Below are 20,032 nucleotides of genomic sequence, written 5' to 3'. Positions count from 1 at the left end.
GATTCAAGCCGGAGTGAGGGCACACCGAGCCTAGGCGAGGTGCCGAGTGGTGGGGCGAAGACCTTTTGGTTACTTTTGGGGCGTTTGCCAAAAGTGACCCGCTGTAAGAGCGGAACCCTAAGTGGCCGTTACCGCAGCAACGGATATGTACGCTCACTTAGGCACCGCCCGAATCACCGCCCGCGGCCCCTGCCCCCCAGGAATCGCCTTCTCCACCGAAGGCAACTGCGGCGCCTGCACATCCGGCATCGCCCAACTATGCTCCGGCTGCAACCCCCCTTGCGCCCGCCGCATAAACTCATACCGATTCAACGTAATACTGCGCCCCGCCCCACTGTCCCGAATAATGTAAGGCCGCAAAAAAACCATCAGATTGGTCTTGTTCACACTGCGCTTTTCATTCCTGAACAACGCCCCCAACCCCGGAATATCCGACAACCACGGCACCGCATCATTACTCTGGCTGTACCCATCCTGCAGCAACCCACCGAGCACCATGATCTGCCCGTCATCCAGCAAAATACTGGTATCGATCGCCCGCTTGTTGGTCACCGTCCCCGCCTCCACCGAAGCCCGCGTATCCACCGTACTGACCTCTTGGTAGATATCCAGCTTCACCGTACCGCCTTCGGAAATCTGCGGCCGCACATTCAACTTCAGCCCCACCTCCTCACGCTGCACCGTCTGGAACGGGTTGTTGCTGGTGCCCCCTCCGCCGGTCACATAGCTGCCGGTGACAAACGGAATCGTCTGCCCCACAAAAATGCTCGCTGCTTCGTTGTCCAGGGTCAGCAGGTTGGGCGTGGACAGAATGTTGGTGCCACCCTTGCTCTTCAACGCACGCGCCAACACCTTGAGGTCGAGCACCTTGCCGATACCGGGAATATCCACGGTGCCATTGACCAACCCCACGTTCAGGCCCTTGGGCAAGACATCGATACTGGTCTTGCTGGTCGGCGTGCTGTTCACGCCACTGCCGCCGAGATTCACGCCACCAAACCCGCCCTTGCCACCGAGGTTCCCGGCTTGCCACTGCACGCCGAACTCAGTGGCATCGTCTTCGCCGACTTCTACGATCAGGCTTTCGATCACCACCTGGGCGCGGCGCTGGTCGAGCATGTCGATCACTTCACGCAGGTTGCGGTACAGCGGATCCGGCGCAGAAATCAGCAAGGTGTTGGTGGTGGCGTCGGCCTGGATGGTCACGCCGCCGGCGCTGAACGCGGTGTCTTGATCATTAGCCGTACCGTTGGTGTTAGCCGTTGAACCCGTGGACTGCCCATAACCGGATTGCACACCACTGCCGGTAGGGGTACCGCTGCTGTTTTGCGCGTTGCTCGCGCCTTGGGTGTTCTTGCCATTGCCGCCCATGGCGCTGAGCTTGCCACGCGCGTCGTCACTGACGCCGGAATCGCTCTCACCGGTCAACAACCCACGCAGCGACTGGGCCAATTTGCCCGCCTGGGCGTTGCGCAGGTACACCACGTGCATGTTGCTCGGATTGCTCTGGGCGTTGTCGAGCTTGTAGATCAGGTTGCGCGCCAGCTCGGTGCGCTCCGGGCTGCCGGAGCGGATGATGATCGAGTTGGAACGCGGGTCGCCGATCACGTTGATCTTCTGGGTCTGGTCGGCGCCTTGGGTTTCCAGCAGTTCGGAGACCATGGCGGCGATGTCCACGGCGATGCCGTTCTGCACCATCACCACGTCGGTGTCGATGGCGCTGGGGGTGTCGATGCCGTTGATGATCTGCGCCACACGCGCGAGGTTTTCCGCGTAGTCGGTAATAACGATGCTGTTGTTGCCGGGGTAGGCGTTGATCGGGTTGTTCGGCGACACGATGGGACGCAGCACCGGGATCAGGTTCACCGCGTTCTCATATTGCAGGCGGAAGGTGCGCGTCTGCATGCCACTGCTGCCGGCGCTGTAGATCGGGCCGCCGAGTAATTTGGCATCGGCTTCGGGCACCACCTGGGCCACGCCGCCGACGTCAACCACGCTGAAGCCCTGCATGCGCAGCGCCGCCAGCAGCATGTCGTAGGCCTGGTGCGCCGGCACCTGGCCTTCGCTGACCAGGGTGAGGTTGCCCTTCACACGCGGGTCCACCAGAAATTGCTGGCCGGTGGCGCGGGACAGCGCGCGCACCACCGCCTGGATATCGGCGTCGACGAAGTTGAGCTGAACCGGCTGATCACCCAATGGGTTGCGTGCCTTGACCACCGCCGGGGCGTGGCCGCGTGCGCTGTTGGTAACCCGGTGTTGCACGGGGGCTTTGGGGGCGGGTTCGCGCAGACGATCTTGCAAGGTCTCGCCGTTGCTGCGCGTATCGGCAAGCGGTTGGCCGAGTTCGCTGTCCACCAGCAACGGCTTGGTGGCCTGCTGGCTGCTGCACGCGCTCAGGGCCAGCACCAGCAACGGCGCGACCAGACGAAACGGGGGAACTGACCACTTCATGAAGCTTCCTTAGCGCCAAGCGCCTGATCCATGCGAACGGTCCCGGACACAGTGCCGGCCGAGTTGTCAACGGTGTCGAGGCTGCGTTGCAATCGCGCCTCGGACACCTCCAGGGAAAACGAACGGGCATTGCCCAGCAGCCACCCCACCACGGCATCGGCCGGGGCGTTATCGAAGGTCAGCCGCCAACCCGTGGGCTCCAGCGCCTGCAACTGGTAATGGCCTTGAAGACCTGCGCTATCCAAGGTGTTGCGCAGTGTGCTTTCGTCGCCCTGACGCGGCGCGGCGACATCCTGCAACAGCACCTGCAAGGCTGCGGCCTGGGCGCGCAGCTTGGGGGTTTCGGCCTGCCAGTAATCGATCTTCTTCAGCGCGGGCTGCACCAGCACCAGCCAGGTCAGCAGGCTTGCCAGCACCAGCCCGGCGCCGCCGAGCAGGCGTTTTTCGCGCAAGGCCAGGCCGCTCCAGAACACCTGGGCCTGGCTGCGCAGTCGCTGCACTTTATTCATCGCCGGCTCCTGGCTTTTCTGCGGGCTGGGCCGGGGCAATCGTCCAGGCCTGCTCATTGCGGCTGGCGGTAAACCCGGCCTGGGCCAATGCCGCCTGCCATTCACCCTCGGCGGCCGGGTTACGGCTGTCGGCGAGCAGTTCAACATGCAAGCTGCCCTGTTCAAAGCTCAGGTTGTCGACGCTGCCGACCATAAATGGCAGGTTGCTACCCGCCAATTGCAGCAGGCTGATGAAGCGTTGGCCGGGATCAGCAGCGGCACCGCTCTGGCGTGCGGCCAATTGCTGACGGGCTTGCTGCAAGGGGTTGAGCACCACCGGCAATTCGGGAAACGCCTGGCGCACCTGCTGGCTCATCAATGCTTTGAAGCGCTGGCCTTCCTCGACCTGGCGCGCGGCATACAGGTTGAGGCCGAGGGTCCAGATGGCGGTGGCGAGCGCGACACACGCGAGCGCCCTGCCCCATCCAACAGTCGAAGGTTGACGCAGACGGCCGTGCAAGCCCCACGTGGGTACCGCTCCACTCCAACGCTGCGCCGCTTCAACCAGTGGTATATCCAGCGCCTGCAAGCCGAGCGGATGCACCGTGCCTTGTTGCAGGCTGTCACGTGTCAACAGATAGCCGTCATCCAACGCAGCAGCCCCCACCGGCAAGGCAAAGGGGGCCGGGTAAAGCCCGCGCAGCTTGAGTGGCAGTTGCGCGAGCCGCTCCAACCCGGCCTTGGGCACCCACGCGACTTGCACGCGCCCATCGCTTTCGCGCGGGCCGTGGGCCACCTGCATCTGGTCCACCGGGCCGAGGATCAGCGCCTGAGCCGCGCAGGCCACCGCCGCCGCCGTTTTCGCAGCGGGTAGCGGGGGCAGCTCCAGGCTGGTGAGCAGGCTGTCGCGCGGGTGCAGGAAACACTCCATTGCCTGGCGCGATTTAGCCAACTGCGCCAGGCTTTCATACCCCTCTTCAATGACTGCGCCGCGCTCCAGCCAGGCAAATCTGACTTGGCTGTCAGCGGTCAATTGATCCAGCGGCGGCAAGCCGATGCGCAGGCGTTTCATACGCCCACCCGCGACCAGATCACGCGCGGCTGACGGTCTTCAGGACGATGCAACAAGGCATCGATCGTCACCCGCCGCTGTTCACGCCGCGCCTGGCCCTGCACGCGGAACCATTCACTGGTAATGCCCACGTGTACCGACTCCACGTCCACCTGAGGCAAACGCAGGCGGTTGACGAAATCCCCGCGGTTGATGAACCACTGCCCGCTGTCGCGCTCGGCCACCAACCCATGGGCCTGGGACAGGCTGAGCTGCGGCACCACCGCGCTAAGTACTTCGGCGCTGGCAGTGTTGCCATTGACCCAGGTCTGGCCGGGCAACACGCTGATATAGGCCTGCATGCGCTGCAGCACGACGGGGTCGAGCCCTTCGATGCCGCTCAGGTCATCCAGGCTGCGCAGCATCGGGTATTTGGCAGGCGGCTCATAAGAAGCAATCACCCGCTGGCTGATGCGCCGGCTCACCGTAGGGTCAACGCCGATCAGTCGGCACAGCCGTTCGAAGCTCTGCAACTGCTCGGCGTCCACCTGCTGGCGACTGACCAAGTTGCGCAAGTTGAACTTGCCCTGTTCATCCTCGATCCGGCCCTCGAAGTCGCCACGTTGGGCGCGGGCCCAGGCCTGGTCAAGGCGGGTCAACACGTCCTTCTGACGTGCGTCCCAGAGCATCTGCCGGCTGCGTTCAAGACCACCCTGCAACAACCATTGCCCCTGAATGCGCAGTTGCTCGGCTTCCAGACCACGGGTGAACACGGTCTGGCGCGTGAGCATGGCGCCGGCCAACACGGCGACCACCGCTGCGATCAGCAAGGCGCTGATAATCGCCATGCCGCGCTGCTTCGCCGCTGGGGGCGAATACCGTTTCATAGTGGGCCTTACAACTGCCAGGAGCCGATATCGGCATTCACACCATCGCCATCTGGCTGGCCGTCGGCACCGAGGGAGAACACGTCGACCTCACCGTTGGCGCCTGGGTTGAGGTAGTGATAAGGGTTGCCCCAAGGATCGTTGGGCAAGCGTTCAAGGTAGGCGCGCCAGTTGCTGTTCTTCGCATCCGCCGGGCGCTCCACCAGCACTTTCAACCCCTGGTTCATGCTGGGGTAGGAACCGTGGTCGAGGCGATAGAGTTTCAGCGCCTGCATCAACCCACCAATGTCCTGCTTGGCCGCCGTGGCACGTGCCTGGTCCGGCCGGTCCAGCACCTTGGGCACCACCATGGCGGCCAGGATCCCGAGGATGACCACCACCACCATGATCTCGATCAAGGTGAAGCCACGCTGCCCGCGAGGGCCTGGCAATGGGGACGTTAGGCGCGCGATATCCATCTCGACATTCCTTGGCTTGAGTGCAATTCGAGCCGCAGTGTTGCAAGAACACATGTCAGTCGTATTGAAAATCCTCGGGAGTTTCGGTCGCCAATCGGTCAACTGCCGGCGCTAGTCTGCGGGCCTGTTTCCCGGCTTTGAGAACGCCATGTACGGCCGTCGCAAGGAGCAAGGTTTTACCCTGATCGAGGTGCTGGTGGCGCTGGCGATCATTGCCGTGGCCATGGCCGCCGCCGTGCGCGTGGCCGGGTTGATGACCCAGAGCAACGGTTTGCTGCGGGATAAATCCATCGCGTTGCTGGCGGCGCAGAGCCGCCTGGCGGAACTGCGGCTGGAGGGGCATTTGCGGGGTGGCAAGAAGACCTTCGAGTGTGATCAAGGCCGCCTGAAATTACGTTGCGAGCAGACCATCAACGCCGATGGCCGCCTGTTTCAGGTCAACCTGCAGGTGCTCGACGCCAGCCGCGAAGCGCCGCCCCTGGCGCGGCTGGACACCCAGGTCATGGCCGAGTGAGCAGCGGCAGCGCTGGGCCGTCCGGCAACTTGTCGAGGTTGACGCGCAGCTTTTCACCACCGCGTTCGATTTCCACACCGTCACCTTGGATGGCGGTCAGCCGCACGCCGGGGCTGAGGCGTTCACCCACTAGAAAGCTGCGCGGCGGGCCGTCGTTGAGACTCAGGATCGCCACCGCACCACGGGCGCCTGCCAACACGCCAGTGACTTTGACTTGCAGCGCCGTCGGCGCATTGGAAAACCATTGCAGCGCCGGGTTATCGCTGCGCGCCGCCAGTGCCTGGGGCGTGGCTTGGGGCGTGTGGGATTCTGCCGTGGTCAGCAGCAGCGGCGTCCATACCGCCACGCCCGCCAGGGCGGCCAGCACCCCCAGCGCCTGCACGCCGTGGGCCAGGGTGAAACGAGGGGCAAATGCCATGGGGAGGACCTCCTGTTTGTCCGTCGCACCAGCCTACAGATCAATTCGCACGCTTTTATTTCACAGACTCCCCAGTTCTCCAGGAAGCCCGCGATGAAACAGCAAGGTTTCACTCTGATCGAGCTGATGGTGGTGCTGGTGATCATCGGCATCGCCAGTGCCGCCATCAGCCTCACGATCAAACCCGACCCGCTGCACCTGCTGCGCAAAGACGCCGAGCGCCTGAGCCAGTTGCTGCAGGTGGCCCAGGCCGAAGCCCACGCCGACGGTCGCCCCATCACTTGGCGTGCGGATGCCAAGGGCTTTCGCTTCAATCGCCGTAGCGATGACGGGACGAGCGTGGAGTCCTTCCAGGGCGACACCCAACTGCGCCCGCGCCTCTGGGAAAGCACGCCCATGCAGATCAACATCGAACCCCGGCAAACCCTGGTACTCAATGCCGAGTGGATCAACCCGCCGTTGCGGGTGGTGCTGTCCGATGGGCAGCACAGCCTCAGCCTGCAACGCGACGCTGCGGGTTTGATGCGCGTGGTGAGTCAACCATGAACAGGTCCCAGCAAGGCTTCACCCTGATCGAAGTGATGGTGGCGATCATGCTCATGGCGGTGGTCAGCCTGATCGCCTGGCGCGGGCTGGACAGCGTGACCCGTGCCGATCAGCATTTGCAGGCGAGCAGCGAGCAGACCGAGGTGTTGCTACGGGCGCTGAACCAGATGCAGCGCGACATCAGCTTGCGCGCCAGTGTTGAGCTGGTCGCAACCGATATGGCGCAAGACCAGACGCCCAAAACCGAAGGGCTGGCCGCCGTGACCGTGCGCAGCTCCGACAGCAAGGGCTTCAGGCTGGACGTGATCCGCAGCGCCCCGATGGCCGGGGATGGGCTGCAACGCGTGCGCTGGTGGCTCAAGGGCGACTCGCTGTACCGCGCCGCCGCGCCAGCGCGGGACCGATACCCGCTGCCGGCGGCGAAAGACGGGGTGGTGGTGTTGACCGGTGTGAGTGACCTGCAGGTGCGAGTGTGGGACGCAGACAAGGGATGGCGACAATTGAGCGGTAATCGTCGGGAGGATCCGCTGGGACTGGAAATCAGCCTGGTGCGGCAGACGCCTCAGGGCGTGGAAAAGTACCGGCAGGTGGTAGGCCCGTTGAGGTCTTTGAATTAACTCAACAACACCACCCCACCCGGCAACTCCGTGCACTTGGCCCCATACGCATCGCGAATCAACAACGCCACGCCCGCCAACTGCTGCAAACTGAACCGCGCCTGCACCCGGCGCTGGCCCAACTCTTTGTTGAGCAGTAACAGCATGCCCGGCCGGTAGCGGTTGATTTCGTCCACCACCGTCGCCAGCGTGGCGTTGTTGAACACCAGTATCTGTTCACGCCAGGCCACGACCGCCTGGGTGTCTACCGTGGTCACTTCACTGACGCCAGCAACGCCATAGGTCAGTTGCCGACCGCCATCCAGGCGCACACTGCGTCCGGCGATATCCACTGAGAGCGAGCCCTCGATACAGGTCACGCACACGTTGTGGTCGGTGTTGCGCACGTTGAAGCGTGCCTGCGCCGCGCTCACCCAACCATCACCGGCCTGGACCTTGAGCGGTTGGGCAACGTGGGCGATCACTTCGACTTCACCTTCGACCAGTTCAATGCCCTGCCCCACCCGACTGATGCGGGTCTGGGTGTTGAGTTCCAGGCTGATCCCTTCGCTCAACAGCACTTGGCGTTGCTCACCGACTTCGGTGCGATAGTCCGCCGTGAGTCCGGCAAAGCCACCCGGCACGCCGACGCGCACCATCACCACGGCTGCCGAAGCGGCAATCGCGCCGCCCAAAAACGCGCGCCGACCAAAGCTGCGCGGTTGCGCCACCTGGTCGAGGGCCGGTGTGAGTTGCTGCCACAGCACCTTGGCCTGCTCGAATGCCTGGGCATGCTCGGGGCTCTGCGCGCACCAGGCTTTGAGCGCCTTGGCATCGGCCACGGTGGCGCGGCCCGAAGTCAGCAGGAGCAGCCAGTCGCGGGCTTCATCGTGCAGGGGGCTGGCGGCGGATGGCCGGGCGTTGGGGAAGCTGAAAATATTCAAGCGCGCACGTACTCACGGATTTATCAGGGACTCGACACTAAGACGGTTTTCCGGCCCCGGGACCGAACCGCTGAATCACTTTTCTTTCGAGGCGCTTGGCACAGTGGCCCAGGGCGGCCTTGATTTCCTTCTCGACCATGCGCGTGGAGATGCCGAACCGCTGGGAAATCTCCAGGTGCGGCGCCTCTTCCAGGCGGGCGGCGATGAGGATTTTGCGGCGACGGGCCGGCAGTTCGTAGAGCGCTTTGACCAGGGACTGGATTTCTTTCTGACCGCCCACCACCCGCGACGGGTCCTGGGCTTCGTCGGCGCTTTGCAGCAGTTCTTCCACTTCGCTGCCGGTGAGCAGGCGCGCGTCGGCCTGGCGGCGGTCGGCGGCGATGTTCAAGGCCATGCGGTAGAGGTAGGCGTTGGGTTGTTGCAGGTTGGGCGGCACGTCCATGCGGTCGACCCGCAAGTAGGTTTCGTGCAGCACGTCGTTGGCCAGGTCTTCCGAGCCCAGGCGCTTGCGCAAACGCACCTTGAAGTCTTCGTAGGAGGCCAGGAACAAGCTGACCATCGCACTGTGCCCGGTATTTTTCATCCGCCCCAGGCTCCTTTCGCTGCTGTGCATTCCATGCGCATTCCTGTTGTGTCAGGCATCAAAAGTAAAGTCACCGGTTGGCGCAGTGAGCTCGGTGCCGGGCGTTGGACCCGGGCCGCGCTCAGGCTGCGTACCAGTGCTTCATCGCGTTGTTCATCGCCGGTGGAGCTGACCAACCGACTGTGTTCAATCACTCCGTCCGGGTTGACCCACACCTGCACCAAGGCCCGGAAGCTGCCGGGCCGGGTCAGCGGCGAGCGGCACAGGCTGGTCTCGATGGCTTGCTGCAGTGCCGTCGCGTAGCTGTTGTTGATCCGCGCGGCGCTGCGTGCCGCCGCCCCCTTTGTGGGCGGTGGTTGGCTGACCTGCGGGGTCTGCAAGGTAAACGCATCGCTGCGTGCATAACGTGCCATCAGGCCACTCCCTGTCAGCAACATCGCCAGTGCCTCTTGCGCCGTAAAGCGCCCGCGTACCCCGATGGAGCGCCGGCCCCGCGTCAACTCGCGGTCCACCAGCACCGCCATCCCGGTGGCGCGACTGTAGGCTTGCAGTGCGTGTTCAAGGTCTTGCGCCGGCAGGTTCAACGACAGCAGCGGTGACTCTGCCTGCGCCATACGACCGCCGGCCAGCAGCAACAGCAAGACCAGGGCACACATGACGCGCCTCCAGACTCCCTGTTCACCCCCTGCTCTGCATCGCTGCACGGCCGACGCGCCCTAGAAAACCGTCATCCTGAGGCCAGTTTATGAACCTGATGTTACGGTGATAGCAAAAAAAACATCACGGTGACGAGAAGCCCGCTGCACTACACTTTCAAGCCTAACCGGCCCACTCCTCAGGGCCTGCCAGGAGGCCCGATGAAGCTGTTACCGACCCTCGCCAGCCTGTTGCTGTGCGCTGCCCTGCCCGTACTCGCCCACGCCGAAAACGCCGCCGGCACGTGCGCCGAAGTCAGCGTGGATGGCTACAAGGCGCCCGACTATGGCTGCCTCAGCCAGCAGATGGGCAACGATACCAATGCGACCAAGGCGGCGAAGAAAAACCGCGAAGCCCAAAACATCCCCGTGGAAAAACGGCCGCCGAATGCAGTGGGGTTGTCCACCCCGGCGGCGACCAGCGTGCGCATGGGCAACACCTTTGGCACGTCGGTCAAGCCGCAGCGGCCTTGAAGGCTTTGACGGAATTTTCATATATGCCCGCCTATGATCGCCCTCCTCGTTGGGGAGTAACCGGCTTCTGACCCTGTTGGAAGCGTTCGTATCAACATATTCGGCAACCTGCCGTGGTGCGAACACCGTCTTTTCGGTTGGTGAGACCAGCGACATCCCATGCCTGAAGTCGGGCGCATGGCGGTGTCGTTGTGTCCCATAGCCCGACTGGAAGCCTGACCGTGAACCCCATTTCCCTGATCCTCCTGGCCCTGGCCATGTCGACCGACGCCTTTGCAGCGGCCATCGGCAAAGGCTCCAGCCTGCACAAACCCCGCCTTACCGAAGCCCTGCGCGCCGGCCTGATCTTTGGTGTGATCGAAGCCATCACGCCGATGATCGGCTGGGCCATCGGTCATGCCGCCACCCGCTGGGTGGAAAACTGGGACCACTGGATCGCCTTTACTTTGCTGGTCGGGCTGGGCCTGCACATGATCTGGAACGGGTTGAAAGCCGATGATGAAGAGGCCGAAAAGCCGACCCAGCATTCCTTCATGATCCTCGCCGTGACGGCGTTCGCCACCAGCATCGATGCACTGGCGGTAGGCGTGGGCCTGGCGTTTGTCGACGTGAATATCCTGGTGGCAGCGGCGGCGATTGGCCTGGCGACCATGACCATGGTGACCCTCGGCATGATGCTTGGGCGAGTGCTGGGCACCGTGGTGGGCAAACGGGCAGAGATGGTCGGGGGGGGGGTGCTGATGCTGGTAGGTGCGACGATTCTGTACGAACATCTTTCGGCCTAATCAAGCGTAGGAGCCGAGGGAACGGCTCCTACAGAAGATGAATCAGGCAGCGTGACTTGCTTTCTTCAAGCTATCCATATCGATCACAAACCGGTACTTCACATCGCCCTTGAGCATCCGCTCATACGCCTCGTTAATGCCCTGGATATCGATCATTTCGATGTCCGAGACAATCCCGTGCTTGGCGCAGAAGTCGAGCATGTCCTGGGTTTCCTGGATGCCGCCAATCAGCGAACCGGCCAGGCTGCGGCGTTTGAAGATCAGGTTGAACACCGTCGGCGACGGATGCGGGCTGTCGGGCGCGCCGACCAGGGTCATGGTGCCGTCACGCTTGAGCAAGTTGAGGAACGCATCGAGGTTGTGCGGTGCGGCAACCGTGTTGAGGATGAAATCCAGGCTGTTGGCGACCTTGGCCATCTCGTCCGCATTCTTGGAGACCACCACTTGATCGGCACCCAGGCGCAGGCCATCTTCACGCTTGTTGGGTGAGGTGGTAAACAGCGTCACATGGGCGCCCATGGCATGGGCGATCTTCACCGCCATATGGCCCAGGCCGCCCAAGCCCACCACGCCGACCTTCTTGCCAGGGCCGACCTTCCAGTGGTGCAACGGCGAATAGGTGGTGATACCCGCGCACAGCAACGGTGCCACGGCGGCCAGGTTGGACGCGTCGTGGGAAATGCGCAGCACGAACTTCTCCTTGACCACGATGCTGTCGGAGTAGCCGCCGAAGGTGTTCTCACCGCCGAACACCGGGCCGTTGTAGGTGCCGGTAAAACCGTTCTCGCAGTATTGCTCCTCGCCTTCGGCACAGGACGCGCAGTGCTGGCAGCTGTCGACCATGCAGCCGACGCCGGCCAGGTCACCGACCTTGAACGTCTTGACGTTTCCACCCACGGCAGTCACACGACCGACAATTTCATGGCCGGGCACGGATGGATACAGGGTGTTGTTCCACTCGTTGCGCACGGTGTGCAAGTCGGAGTGGCAGACCCCGCAATAGAGAATGTCGATCTGCACATCATCCGCCCCCGGCGCGCGGCGCTCGAAGGTGTAGGGCTTGAGGGAGTCCTTGGCGTTCTGGGCGGCGTAGCTGTAAGTCTTGGCCATTTCGTTCACCTGTGTGATCTGACGTTGGAAGTCAATCGACCAGCATAGACGCTCAACCGTTCAACCGAGCACAGGCGTACAAGCCCTTCGTCCGGTTTAACGCAATAGTGAGCTAGCATTCTCTTTCCACCCTCCCAGGAGTTTTCCATGAGCACATTCGTTGCCAAAGACGGTACCCAGATCTACTTCAAGGACTGGGGCAGCGGTAAACCCGTGTTGTTCAGCCATGGCTGGCCGCTGGATGCCGATATGTGGGAATACCAGATGGAATACCTGAGCAGTCGTGGCTTTCGCACCCTCGCGTTCGACCGCCGCGGTTTCGGCCGGTCGGATCAGCCGTGGACCGGCAACGACTACGACACCTTCGCCGACGATATCGCCCAACTGATCGAGCACCTGGACCTCAAGGACGTGACCCTGGTGGGCTTCTCCATGGGCGGCGGCGACGTGGCGCGCTACATCGCACGCCATGGCAGCGCACGCGTGGCCGGCCTGGTATTGCTGGGTGCGGTGACGCCGATCTTCGGCCAGCAAGCCGATTACCCGCAGGGTGTGCCGCTCGACGTGTTCGCCGGCTTCAAGGCTGAGTTGCTGAAAGACCGCGCGCAATTCATCAGCGATTTCAACACGCCGTTCTATGGCCTCAACAAAGGCCAGGTCGTCTCCGCAGGCGTGCAGACCCAGACGTTGCAGATTGCCCTACAGGCGTCCCTCAAGGCGACGGTGGACTGCGTCACCGCATTCTCCGAAACCGACTTCCGCCCGGACATGGCCAAGATTGACGTGCCGACCCTGGTGATCCACGGCGATGGCGACCAGATCGTGCCGTTCGAAACCACCGGTAAAGTCGCGGCGCAGATGATCAAAGGTGCCGAACTGAAGGTTTACAAGGATGCGCCGCACGGGTTTGCCGCCACCCATACCCAGCAGTTGAACGAAGACTTGCTGGCGTTTCTGAACCGCTGAAACGTCCTCCCCCTACTGGCGCGTATGCGCTGGTAGGGCGGGGTTCCGATTGAATCAACAGCCAGGTAAGGTGGTCCCACTTCATACGCTCACCGCCACAGGACCCGCAAAATGTCCCTGCCTACCGAAATGACCCTGATTGAAATCACCACCCCTGGCGGACCCGAGGTGCTCAAGCCGCGCCAGGCGCCGTTGCCCTCCCCGGCAGCCGGTGAAATCCTGATCCACGTGCACGCCGCCGGCGTCAACCGCCCGGACGCCTTGCAGCGCGCCGGCAAATATCCGATGAAACCCGGCATGAGCCCGATCCCCGGCCTGGAAGTGGCGGGTGAAGTGGTGGCCCTGGGCTACGGCGTGACCGAGTACGCCGTCGGTGACAAGGTGTGCGCCCTCACCAATGGCGGTGGCTACGCCCAATACTGCGCAGTGCCCGCCAGCCAGGCGTTGCCGGTTCCCGAAGGCATGGACTGGATTCAAGCGGCGGCCATCCCGGAAACCTTCTTTACCGTATGGGCCAACCTGTTCGGCATCGGCGGCGCCCACAAGGGCCAGCGTGTGCTGATCCATGGCGGCACCAGTGGTATCGGCACCACCGCACTGATGCTGTGCCGCGAGTTCGGCATCCAGGCGTTTGCCACCGCCGGCAGTGAGGAAAAATGTACGGCCATCCGTGCGCTTGGCGCAGAAGCGATCAATTATCGCGAACAAGACTTTGCCCAGGTGATCGGCGATCAAGGCGTGAATGTGATCCTCGACATCATGGGTGCCTCCTACCTCAACAACAACCTCAAGGCGCTGGCGATGGACGGCCGCCTAGTGATGCTGGGGTTCCTCGGCGGTGCCAAGGCCAATGAGGTGGACTTGCTGACCATTCTAGGCAAACGCGCAATCGTCACCGGTTCGCTGCTGCGCGCACGGACCAAGGCCGAGAAAGCCGCAATTGCCGACCAACTGCGCGAGCACGTATGGCCGGTGCTGTCAGCCGGGCGCTGCCTGCCGATGATCGACCAGGTGTTCGATTACACCCAGGCCGATCAGGCGCATGCGCGGATGGAAGGTGGGGATCATATTGGCAAGATTGTATTGCGGGTTGCCTGATTATTCGGCGTAAACCGGGTAATCGATATAGCCCTCAGCACCACCGCCGTACATCCCTTCAACCCGCAGCGGATTCAACGGCCACCCATTGAACAAACGCTGCGGCAGATCCGGGTTGGCGATGAACGGCCGCCCGAACGCGATCAAGTCCGCCAGCCCGGCCTCTACCCACCGCGCACCGCGCTCAGCGGTGTAGCGGCCGGCGTAGATGATCCGCCCGCTGAACGTCTCGCGCACGGCACGGCGGAACGTTTCAGGCAGGTCGGGCGCGTTGTCCCAGTCGGCTTCGGCGATGGAGACGTAGGCGATGCCCGACGCTTCGAGCACCTTGATGGCTTCGATGTAGGTGTGGTGCGGGTCGTCTTCCACCAGGCCGATGTACACACGGTCCTGATCGGTGCCGCTGAACAACGGCGAGAAGCGCACGCCCAGGCGTTCCGGCCCGACCACCGCGCTCACTGCTTCGACGATCTCGCGCAGAAAACGCAGGCGGTTTTCCAACGAACCACCGTACTCATCGTCACGCTGATTGGCGTGGGCCGAGATGAACTGGTTCACCAGGTAGCCATTGGCCGAATGGATTTCCACCCCGTCAAACCCCGCATCCAGCGCATTGCGTGCCGCCTGGGCATAATGCCCAACCAAGTCCTTGACCTCTTGCGTAGCCAACGCACGTGGCACCGGCGGCTGTTTCAACTCACCCTCGCCCGGCGCGGTTTCGATAAAGGCCTTGGCTTGCAGGGCCTGCAGGGCCGACGGTGCAACCGGCGCCGCCCCTTCAGGCTGCAAAGCGTTATGGGACACCCGGCCCACATGCCACAACTGGGCAAAGATCACCCCACCCTCGGCATGCACCGCGTCGGTGACCTTGCGCCAGCCATCGATCTGCGCCGGGGTGTAGATGCCCGGTGTCCAGGCATAGCCTTGGCCACGCGGCTCGATCTGCGTGCCTTCGCTGACCATGAAACCGGCACTGGCCCGCTGGCGGTAATACTCGGCCATCAAGTCGGTGGCGATATCACCCGGTTGGGCGCTGCGCTGGCGCGTCAACGGCGGCAAGACAACACGGTTGTTCAGCGTATGGTGACCCAACTTTACTGGGGTACTTAAAACATTATCAGTCATTTAAGGATTTCCAAATTCTGGACGTGTTAAAGCATTGGCGACTTATAAAAGTCGCCAATGAATTCAGCGGTCTAATTAATTAAGCGGTCAGTTTCAGCAGGGCTTTAGCGACATCACTGGAACTGCCAGGATTTTGCCCGGTAACCAACAAGCCATCGGTAATGACAAAAGACTGCCAGTCAGCGCCTTTTTCATAAAGGCCGCCCAGCTTCTTGAATTCATCTTCCACCAGAAACGGCACCACATCGGTCAACTCCACCGCCGCCTCTTCCGAGTTGGAGAACCCGGTGACGCGACGGCCCTTGACCAGCGGCTCACCATTGACCGCCTTGACGTGACGCAAAGCGCCCGGTGCGTGGCAGACAAAGCCGATCGGCTTGCCAGCACGCTCGAAGGACTCGATCAGCGCGATCGACACCGGCGATTCGGCCAGGTCCCACAGCGGGCCGTGGCCGCCGGGGTAGAACACGGTGTCGAAATCGTCGGCGTTGACCGAGTCCAGTTTCACCGTGGAGGCCAGGGCTTGCTGGGCAGCCGGGTCGGCGGCGAAACGGTGCGTCTGTTCGGTCTGGAAGTCCGGCAGATCACTCACCGGGTCCAATGGCGGCTGGCCGCCGGCCGGTGAAGCCAGCACGATCTCGGCGCCGGCGTCCTTGAACGCGTAATAGGGTGCAGCAAACTCTTCGAGCCAGAAGCCGGTCTTGCGCCCGGTATCGCCAAGCTGGTCGTGAGAGGTCAGTACCATTAATACTTTCATTTTCCAGTGCCTCGATAGGTGTGAATGTCAGTTTCTTGCGGCTGACCCAACAACTGCCGGGTCAACCCCAACGCCTCATCAAAAGGCGCCGTAGTACGGGTGATCTTGCTCATGACGCTGGTCCCCAACCACAACGCATACAGGCGCTGGGCCAGGCTGTCCGGGTGTTGCGTAATCACTACCGAGCCGTCTTCGACGCCCTGCTGCAAGGCCTCGGCCAGCAAACCGATGGTGCGTGCAGTGCCACGTTGCAGGGCCAGGCGCATCGGCTCTGAAAGGTCTGACACCTCCGCACCGAGTTTGACGGCAAGGCATTTGCCTGCGTCGGTGCAGCCGGTCTGGTTATCAATCCAGCACTGCCAATAACGCATCAACTTGGTGTGCTGGGTTAAACCCGGTTGCTCGAACAGTTGCTGCATGCCGTGCACGTAGTTGTCGAAGTAGTGGTCGAGCAATACAACGCCAAACGCATCTTTGGAGGTGAAGTAGTGATAAAACGAACCTTTGGGTACTTCGGCGGTTTGCAGTATTTCGTTCAGGCCCACCGCAGAAAAACCTTTGCGGCCAACAATCAATTGCGCCGTGTCAAGAATGCTCTGGCGTACTGTTTTAGTTTCGCTGCTCATCGGATTAGACCAGTCGTCTAGTTCGTTGAGGGAATGTTAGGAGCCTGGGCAAACCCGCACAATGTCAGATCCGCAAGGATTTCGGACATGCGCCAAAGTCGGTTGCCGTTTTCCCGGCAGCCGCCGACAATCCCTGCTCCCCCCACCCGGAGACATGCGATGCACAGCGTTGCGCTGATGGTTTACCCGAACTTCCAGTCCTTGAGTCTCAGCCTGGGCTCGGTGTTCGAGTGCGCGAACCTGTTGCGTGGCGAGCCGGCCTATGAGTTTCACCTGGTGTCGGAAAGCGGCGGCGCGGTGATGACGTCCCAGGGCTTTTCGGTGAACACCACGCCGATCCGGCCGGAGGGTTACGATACCCTCATCGTCAGCGGCTACCTGGAGTTCCGCCTGCCGGAGGCCAACCTGCTGGAACTGGTCAAGGCCGCCTCCGCCCAGTCGCGACGCGTCGCCTCGTTGTGCATGGGCATCTTCGTGCTGGCCGAAGCAGGCTTGCTGGAAGGCAAGCGCACCACCACCCACTGGATTCACGCGCCGGCCTTTCGCAAGCGCTATCCGCACATTCACTTGGAAGAAGACAAGCTGTTTGTGGTGGACGGCCAGGTGTGGACCGGCGCCGGCATGAGTGCCGGGGTTGACCTGGCATTGGCCATGGTGGAAAACGACCTGGGCAGCGACCTCGCCCGGCGCATTGCGCGCAAACTGGTGATCGCCCAACGCCGGGGCAGTGAACAATCGCAGTTGTCGGCGCTGTTGGAGCTGGACCCCAAGTCGGACCGCGTGCAACTGGCCCTGGCCTATGCCCGCGAGAACCTGACCCACGACTTGTCGGTAGATGCGCTGGCCGATGTCGCCCGCCTCAGCCCGCGCCAGTTCAGCCGGGTATTCCGGGAAGAGACCGGGCAAACACCGGCCAAGGCCATCGAGTCGCTGCGGGTAGAGGCGGCGCGGGCGATGATGGAAACCAGTCGCCACCCGGTCGAGGTCGTCGCCCGCGAAACCGGCTTTGGTGATCGCGAGCGCATGCGCCAGGCATTTTTAAGGGCGTTCGGGCAGCCGCCGCAGGTGATGCAGCAGGCGTTTAATGCAGTGCCGCCCGCGTAATCAGGTAACTCACCAGCTGCGGGTCATCCTCCAGCTCAATCGTCTGCACCGGACGCGGCAGGTTATCCAGCACCGTGCGCCAGAACGCTTGGGACACTTCGTCCTGATCATAGAAGCGCACCAGCCAATCAGCCTCGCCACTGCACAGCACCTGGCTGGCGATGGCGCGGCCGATGCCTTTGCGGCGGTAACGCTTGAGGACGAACAAGTCGGCCAGCTCCAGGGCGTGGATGCCCGGCAGCTCGCTGCCTTCGATCAACAGAAAGCCCGCGATATAACCATCCACCAACAGCAGGTTGGCGCTCCATTGCGGGTCCTCCCAGTAACGGACCAGGTGTTCGTCATGGATGTAGAAACGGCCATCGGCCTCCACATCTTCCTGTTCCCAGTCAGAGGATTCATAGGCGTAGTACTGGTAAAGATTGCGGATCAGCTCGGCGTGCTCCGGGCCGGTCTGGATCAATTCGACGGTGACTTCGGGCATGAGACTCTCGGTGAAAAAACACAGGGCGCCATTGTTCACAAAACCTGGGGGCAGGCCAAGAGAGCGGCCAACCTTTCTACTTGCTGAACCGATTGCAAATAGGTGTTGCCTCGGCCGAAACCCTGAAACATTTCGAATAAACTCCGCGAAATTGACGCTCTCTTTCAAGGACACGTATTTTGACAAACGCCTGTACCGCCGGCCTGGACGTGGGTTTTGCCTCCCTGGATTACCTGCAGATCTTCATCCTGGGCGTGATCCAGGGCATTACTGAGCTGCTGCCGGTGTCATCCACCGCCCATATGCGCGTGGTCCCCGCCCTGCTCGGCTGGCAGGATCCTGGCTCAGCATTCTCGGCGGCCATGCAGTTGGCGGCGCTGGCGGCGGTGGTCAGTTACTTCTGGCGGGATGTGCGCCAGGTGACCACCGGCAGCATTGGTGCGGTGCGCCGGGGTGACTACAACGACCGCTGGTTCAAGCTGGCGGTGGCGATTGTGCTGGCGACCCTCCCCATCGGCATCGCCGGCCCTGGCGCTGTCTTCGACCCTGAACGCCTGCAACTCACCGTTGCGCGGGTTGATGGTGATCGGTATTTCCTGCGTGGTCATGGCCGTGCTGCTGTCGGTGGCTGAAGTGCGCGCACGCCACACCCGCGAGGTGAGCGAGATGCGCCTGCGGGATGCGTTGATCGTGGGGATTGCGCAGATCGGTGCGCTGATTCCAGGGGTTTCGCGGTCCGGTTCTACGTTGACCGCCGCGCTGTTCCTCAACTTCAAGCGTGAGGAAGCCGCGCGGTTCTCCTTCCTGCTCGGCTTGCCCGCCATCGCCCTCGCCGGCCTGAAGGAACTGTGGGTGCTGCTGCACGCCGACATGCCGGCCCATGCCTGGCCGCATTTGCTGTTCGGCCTGGTGGTCGCGAGCCTCTCGGCGTTTTTTGCGATCTGGGGCCTGATGAAGTTCCTGGAGCGGTTCTCCACCTGGCCGTTCGTGATCTATCGCGCGTTGCTGGGGATCTTCCTGATTGTGGCGGTCAGCACCGGGCTGTTGAGCTGATCATGCCTGACTGCTGCGCCATACCTCGCGAATCAACGCCTGCATTTTCAGCGCTTCGGCCCAGCGATTACTGATCTCACGCCCGTCCGCGCCGGTGATCGCATAGGGCGGCGGGCCCAGTTCGCAGGTGAAGGACAGGCTCTGCGGCGTGTCGGGCCGGGCCAGCCAGTCCTCGATCCCGTAGCGCCACCACTGGGTAAAACGCTGTACCCAGGCTTGGTGCTGGGGAAAGTCCAGGGAGACTTGCACCTGCTCGCTGCTGGCGACACGACCGTGAAACCCCCAGCTGTGGCGCAAAATCGTGCGGATATGTGTGTCGTCTTCCGGCGCGCCCGGTTCGGGCAGTTCACGCCCGACCACGTAGTGGGACAAGTCGGCCAGCAGCTTCAAATCCGGCATTTGCGCCAGCAGGTCGAGGGTGAACAGCAGGTCGTTGGTGAGGCGATAACGGTGGGTTTCCAGCAACACCGGAAAGTCCACCTGCTCAGCCAGGCGTTGCCAGCCTTCGATCAACCGGGCCGCCTCGGCTTGGGTGCGCGGGCGTACGTCGGCTTGCAGGGTGAGGTGGTGGCAGCCGTAGCGAGTGATCACATCGAGTGCGGCGGCCAGGTCATCGATCGATTGCGGAAACAGCTGGCCCTCGATCTGCAAGCCTCTTGAGCTAGCCGCCGCGTGCAAACGGGCGACATCGGCAGGTTGCCAGTAATGATCGGTAATGCCGTCAAAACCGGCGGCCTGGATGCGGTCGAGTTGGGTGTCGAGACAGCCGGGTTCGGTCTGCATCGCCCACAGGGATTGGAACACCAGGAATTGGCGCAT

23 protein-coding genes and 1 pseudogene are annotated in these 20,032 nt (G+C 62.5%); 9 read left to right on the top strand and 15 right to left on the bottom strand.

Going from position 1 to position 20,032, the window contains the following annotated elements:
- Nucleotides 1–153 precede the first annotated feature (153 nt).
- From gspD to gspG, 5 genes are read right to left on the bottom strand one after another with little or no spacing between them, the layout of a single operon-like run.
- The gene (gspD, locus tag AYR47_RS18820) at nucleotides 154–2,451 is read right to left on the bottom strand and encodes a type II secretion system secretin GspD (protein ID WP_061436293.1); all 2,298 of its coding nucleotides are present in this window, start codon (nucleotides 2,449–2,451) and stop codon (nucleotides 154–156) included.
- On the bottom strand, nucleotides 2,448–2,960 hold the full coding sequence (gene gspM / locus AYR47_RS18815; RefSeq protein WP_061436291.1) for a type II secretion system protein GspM: 513 nt from the start codon (nucleotides 2,958–2,960) through the stop codon (nucleotides 2,448–2,450). The genes gspD and gspM overlap by 4 nt, the downstream gene beginning before the upstream one ends.
- Nucleotides 2,953–4,011 (bottom strand): type II secretion system protein GspL, encoded by a 1,059-nt coding sequence (gspL, locus tag AYR47_RS18810; RefSeq protein ID WP_061436289.1) that lies wholly within the window; start codon nucleotides 4,009–4,011, stop codon nucleotides 2,953–2,955. Before gspL ends, gspM begins: the two co-directional genes overlap by 8 nt.
- Nucleotides 4,008–4,877, bottom strand: a complete 870-nt coding sequence (gene gspK / locus AYR47_RS18805) for a type II secretion system minor pseudopilin GspK (RefSeq protein WP_156487804.1) — start codon at nucleotides 4,875–4,877, stop codon at nucleotides 4,008–4,010. The genes gspL and gspK overlap by 4 nt, the downstream gene beginning before the upstream one ends.
- Nucleotides 4,878–4,885: 8 nt before the next feature.
- Nucleotides 4,886–5,335 (bottom strand): type II secretion system major pseudopilin GspG, encoded by a 450-nt coding sequence (gspG, locus tag AYR47_RS18800; protein ID WP_033901551.1) that lies wholly within the window; start codon nucleotides 5,333–5,335, stop codon nucleotides 4,886–4,888.
- A 148-nt stretch (nucleotides 5,336–5,483) separates the two neighbouring features.
- Between gspG and gspI the strand changes: the two genes are divergently transcribed.
- Complete coding sequence (gene gspI / locus AYR47_RS18795; RefSeq protein WP_033901550.1) at nucleotides 5,484–5,849, top strand: type II secretion system minor pseudopilin GspI; 366 nt, start codon at nucleotides 5,484–5,486, stop codon at nucleotides 5,847–5,849.
- Here gspI and AYR47_RS18790 read toward each other — a convergent pair.
- Nucleotides 5,836–6,267 (bottom strand): type II secretion system protein N, encoded by a 432-nt coding sequence (locus tag AYR47_RS18790; RefSeq protein WP_033901549.1) that lies wholly within the window; start codon nucleotides 6,265–6,267, stop codon nucleotides 5,836–5,838. The genes gspI and AYR47_RS18790 overlap by 14 nt on opposite strands.
- A gap of 93 nt (nucleotides 6,268–6,360) precedes the next feature.
- On the opposite strand from AYR47_RS18790, the gene gspH reads away from it, so the two are divergent.
- Nucleotides 6,361–6,813: a type II secretion system minor pseudopilin GspH gene (gene gspH / locus AYR47_RS18785; protein ID WP_061436286.1), complete on the top strand. Its 453-nt coding sequence runs from the start codon at nucleotides 6,361–6,363 to the stop codon at nucleotides 6,811–6,813.
- Nucleotides 6,810–7,430, top strand: coding sequence for a type II secretion system protein GspJ (locus AYR47_RS18780; protein WP_061436283.1), 621 nt, complete (start codon nucleotides 6,810–6,812; stop codon nucleotides 7,428–7,430). The genes gspH and AYR47_RS18780 overlap by 4 nt, the downstream gene beginning before the upstream one ends.
- On the opposite strand, the gene AYR47_RS18775 is transcribed toward AYR47_RS18780, so the two are convergent.
- From AYR47_RS18775 to AYR47_RS18765, 3 genes are read right to left on the bottom strand one after another with little or no spacing between them, the layout of a single operon-like run.
- Nucleotides 7,427–8,353, bottom strand: coding sequence for a FecR family protein (locus AYR47_RS18775; RefSeq protein ID WP_033901546.1), 927 nt, complete (start codon nucleotides 8,351–8,353; stop codon nucleotides 7,427–7,429). The genes AYR47_RS18780 and AYR47_RS18775 overlap by 4 nt on opposite strands.
- Nucleotides 8,354–8,390: 37 nt before the next feature.
- Complete coding sequence (locus AYR47_RS18770) at nucleotides 8,391–8,936, bottom strand: RNA polymerase sigma factor (protein ID WP_038841783.1); 546 nt, start codon at nucleotides 8,934–8,936, stop codon at nucleotides 8,391–8,393.
- A complete protein-coding gene (locus tag AYR47_RS18765; protein WP_051422269.1) occupies nucleotides 8,933–9,592 on the bottom strand; it encodes a TonB family protein in 660 nt (219 codons plus the stop codon). Before AYR47_RS18765 ends, AYR47_RS18770 begins: the two co-directional genes overlap by 4 nt.
- A gap of 201 nt (nucleotides 9,593–9,793) precedes the next feature.
- Between AYR47_RS18765 and AYR47_RS18760 the strand changes: the two genes are divergently transcribed.
- Together AYR47_RS18760 and mntP are read left to right on the top strand one after the other, a co-directional pair.
- The gene (locus tag AYR47_RS18760; protein WP_033903185.1) at nucleotides 9,794–10,105 is read left to right on the top strand and encodes a hypothetical protein; all 312 of its coding nucleotides are present in this window, start codon (nucleotides 9,794–9,796) and stop codon (nucleotides 10,103–10,105) included.
- A 221-nt stretch (nucleotides 10,106–10,326) separates the two neighbouring features.
- On the top strand, nucleotides 10,327–10,890 hold the full coding sequence (gene mntP, locus AYR47_RS18755) for a manganese efflux pump MntP (protein ID WP_061436282.1): 564 nt from the start codon (nucleotides 10,327–10,329) through the stop codon (nucleotides 10,888–10,890).
- A gap of 42 nt (nucleotides 10,891–10,932) precedes the next feature.
- Here the strand turns inward: mntP and AYR47_RS18750 are convergent, their stop codons facing one another.
- On the bottom strand, nucleotides 10,933–12,000 hold the full coding sequence (locus tag AYR47_RS18750; protein ID WP_033903183.1) for an NAD(P)-dependent alcohol dehydrogenase: 1,068 nt from the start codon (nucleotides 11,998–12,000) through the stop codon (nucleotides 10,933–10,935).
- Nucleotides 12,001–12,147: 147 nt separating this feature from the next.
- Here AYR47_RS18750 and AYR47_RS18745 point away from each other — a divergent pair, with 147 nt between their 5' ends.
- A complete protein-coding gene (locus AYR47_RS18745) occupies nucleotides 12,148–12,966 on the top strand; it encodes an alpha/beta fold hydrolase (protein WP_033903182.1) in 819 nt (272 codons plus the stop codon).
- A gap of 111 nt (nucleotides 12,967–13,077) precedes the next feature.
- Nucleotides 13,078–14,064 (top strand): NAD(P)H-quinone oxidoreductase, encoded by a 987-nt coding sequence (locus AYR47_RS18740; protein ID WP_061436281.1) that lies wholly within the window; start codon nucleotides 13,078–13,080, stop codon nucleotides 14,062–14,064.
- Here AYR47_RS18740 and AYR47_RS18735 read toward each other — a convergent pair whose 3' ends face one another.
- The 3 genes from AYR47_RS18735 to AYR47_RS18725 all read right to left on the bottom strand — a co-directional run bounded on the left by AYR47_RS18735 (nucleotide 14,065) and on the right by AYR47_RS18725 (nucleotide 16,572).
- Nucleotides 14,065–15,189, bottom strand: a complete 1,125-nt coding sequence (locus AYR47_RS18735) for an alkene reductase (protein ID WP_061436279.1) — start codon at nucleotides 15,187–15,189, stop codon at nucleotides 14,065–14,067. It abuts the gene before it with no gap.
- A 79-nt stretch (nucleotides 15,190–15,268) separates the two neighbouring features.
- On the bottom strand, nucleotides 15,269–15,946 hold the full coding sequence (locus AYR47_RS18730; protein ID WP_038841760.1) for a type 1 glutamine amidotransferase domain-containing protein: 678 nt from the start codon (nucleotides 15,944–15,946) through the stop codon (nucleotides 15,269–15,271).
- Nucleotides 15,943–16,572 carry a TetR/AcrR family transcriptional regulator gene (locus AYR47_RS18725; RefSeq protein ID WP_033903178.1) on the bottom strand — a complete coding sequence of 210 codons (630 nt, stop codon included), beginning with the start codon at nucleotides 16,570–16,572 and terminating at the stop codon, nucleotides 15,943–15,945. The genes AYR47_RS18730 and AYR47_RS18725 overlap by 4 nt, the downstream gene beginning before the upstream one ends.
- Nucleotides 16,573–16,731: 159 nt before the next feature.
- On the opposite strand from AYR47_RS18725, the gene AYR47_RS18720 reads away from it, so the two are divergent.
- On the top strand, nucleotides 16,732–17,676 hold the full coding sequence (locus AYR47_RS18720; protein ID WP_033903177.1) for a GlxA family transcriptional regulator: 945 nt from the start codon (nucleotides 16,732–16,734) through the stop codon (nucleotides 17,674–17,676).
- On the opposite strand, the gene AYR47_RS18715 is transcribed toward AYR47_RS18720, so the two are convergent.
- Nucleotides 17,654–18,160: a GNAT family N-acetyltransferase gene (locus AYR47_RS18715; RefSeq protein ID WP_033903176.1), complete on the bottom strand. Its 507-nt coding sequence runs from the start codon at nucleotides 18,158–18,160 to the stop codon at nucleotides 17,654–17,656. The genes AYR47_RS18720 and AYR47_RS18715 overlap by 23 nt on opposite strands.
- A gap of 179 nt (nucleotides 18,161–18,339) precedes the next feature.
- On the opposite strand from AYR47_RS18715, the pseudogene AYR47_RS18710 reads away from it, so the two are divergent.
- Nucleotides 18,340–19,213 (top strand): annotated as a pseudogene (locus AYR47_RS18710) (undecaprenyl-diphosphate phosphatase).
- On the opposite strand, the gene AYR47_RS18705 reads toward AYR47_RS18710, so the two are convergent.
- Complete coding sequence (locus AYR47_RS18705; RefSeq protein WP_033903174.1) at nucleotides 19,214–20,032, bottom strand: sugar phosphate isomerase/epimerase family protein; 819 nt, start codon at nucleotides 20,030–20,032, stop codon at nucleotides 19,214–19,216.

The sequence above is a fragment of the Pseudomonas azotoformans genome (assembly GCF_001579805.1).
Classification (GTDB): domain Bacteria; phylum Pseudomonadota; class Gammaproteobacteria; order Pseudomonadales; family Pseudomonadaceae; genus Aquipseudomonas; species Aquipseudomonas azotoformans_A.
Note: the sequence above shows the minus strand (reverse complement) of the source record. Positions and strands in the feature narration are given on the sequence as shown.

Excerpts from the sequence above, each read along its gene's own strand:
- gspD (WP_061436293.1), bottom strand. The coding sequence starts at position 2,451 with ATGAAGTGGTCAGTTCCCCCGTTTCGTCTGGTCGCGCCGTTGCTGGTG.
- gspM (WP_061436291.1), bottom strand. The coding sequence starts at position 2,960 with ATGAATAAAGTGCAGCGACTGCGCAGCCAGGCCCAGGTGTTCTGGAGC.
- gspL (WP_061436289.1), bottom strand. The coding sequence starts at position 4,011 with ATGAAACGCCTGCGCATCGGCTTGCCGCCGCTGGATCAATTGACCGCT.
- gspK (WP_156487804.1), bottom strand. The coding sequence starts at position 4,877 with ATGAAACGGTATTCGCCCCCAGCGGCGAAGCAGCGCGGCATGGCGATT.
- gspG (WP_033901551.1), bottom strand. The coding sequence starts at position 5,335 with ATGGATATCGCGCGCCTAACGTCCCCATTGCCAGGCCCTCGCGGGCAG.
- gspI (WP_033901550.1), top strand. The coding sequence starts at position 5,484 with ATGTACGGCCGTCGCAAGGAGCAAGGTTTTACCCTGATCGAGGTGCTG.
- AYR47_RS18790 (WP_033901549.1), bottom strand. The coding sequence starts at position 6,267 with ATGGCATTTGCCCCTCGTTTCACCCTGGCCCACGGCGTGCAGGCGCTG.
- gspH (WP_061436286.1), top strand. The coding sequence starts at position 6,361 with ATGAAACAGCAAGGTTTCACTCTGATCGAGCTGATGGTGGTGCTGGTG.
- AYR47_RS18780 (WP_061436283.1), top strand. The coding sequence starts at position 6,810 with ATGAACAGGTCCCAGCAAGGCTTCACCCTGATCGAAGTGATGGTGGCG.
- AYR47_RS18770 (WP_038841783.1), bottom strand. The coding sequence starts at position 8,936 with ATGAAAAATACCGGGCACAGTGCGATGGTCAGCTTGTTCCTGGCCTCC.
- AYR47_RS18765 (WP_051422269.1), bottom strand. The coding sequence starts at position 9,592 with ATGTGTGCCCTGGTCTTGCTGTTGCTGCTGGCCGGCGGTCGTATGGCG.
- AYR47_RS18760 (WP_033903185.1), top strand. The coding sequence starts at position 9,794 with ATGAAGCTGTTACCGACCCTCGCCAGCCTGTTGCTGTGCGCTGCCCTG.
- AYR47_RS18750 (WP_033903183.1), bottom strand. The coding sequence starts at position 12,000 with ATGGCCAAGACTTACAGCTACGCCGCCCAGAACGCCAAGGACTCCCTC.
- AYR47_RS18745 (WP_033903182.1), top strand. The coding sequence starts at position 12,148 with ATGAGCACATTCGTTGCCAAAGACGGTACCCAGATCTACTTCAAGGAC.
- AYR47_RS18740 (WP_061436281.1), top strand. The coding sequence starts at position 13,078 with ATGTCCCTGCCTACCGAAATGACCCTGATTGAAATCACCACCCCTGGC.
- AYR47_RS18735 (WP_061436279.1), bottom strand. The coding sequence starts at position 15,189 with ATGACTGATAATGTTTTAAGTACCCCAGTAAAGTTGGGTCACCATACG.
- AYR47_RS18730 (WP_038841760.1), bottom strand. The coding sequence starts at position 15,946 with ATGAAAGTATTAATGGTACTGACCTCTCACGACCAGCTTGGCGATACC.
- AYR47_RS18725 (WP_033903178.1), bottom strand. The coding sequence starts at position 16,572 with ATGAGCAGCGAAACTAAAACAGTACGCCAGAGCATTCTTGACACGGCG.
- AYR47_RS18720 (WP_033903177.1), top strand. The coding sequence starts at position 16,732 with ATGCACAGCGTTGCGCTGATGGTTTACCCGAACTTCCAGTCCTTGAGT.
- AYR47_RS18715 (WP_033903176.1), bottom strand. The coding sequence starts at position 18,160 with ATGCCCGAAGTCACCGTCGAATTGATCCAGACCGGCCCGGAGCACGCC.
- AYR47_RS18705 (WP_033903174.1), bottom strand. The coding sequence starts at position 20,032 with ATGCGCCAATTCCTGGTGTTCCAATCCCTGTGGGCGATGCAGACCGAA.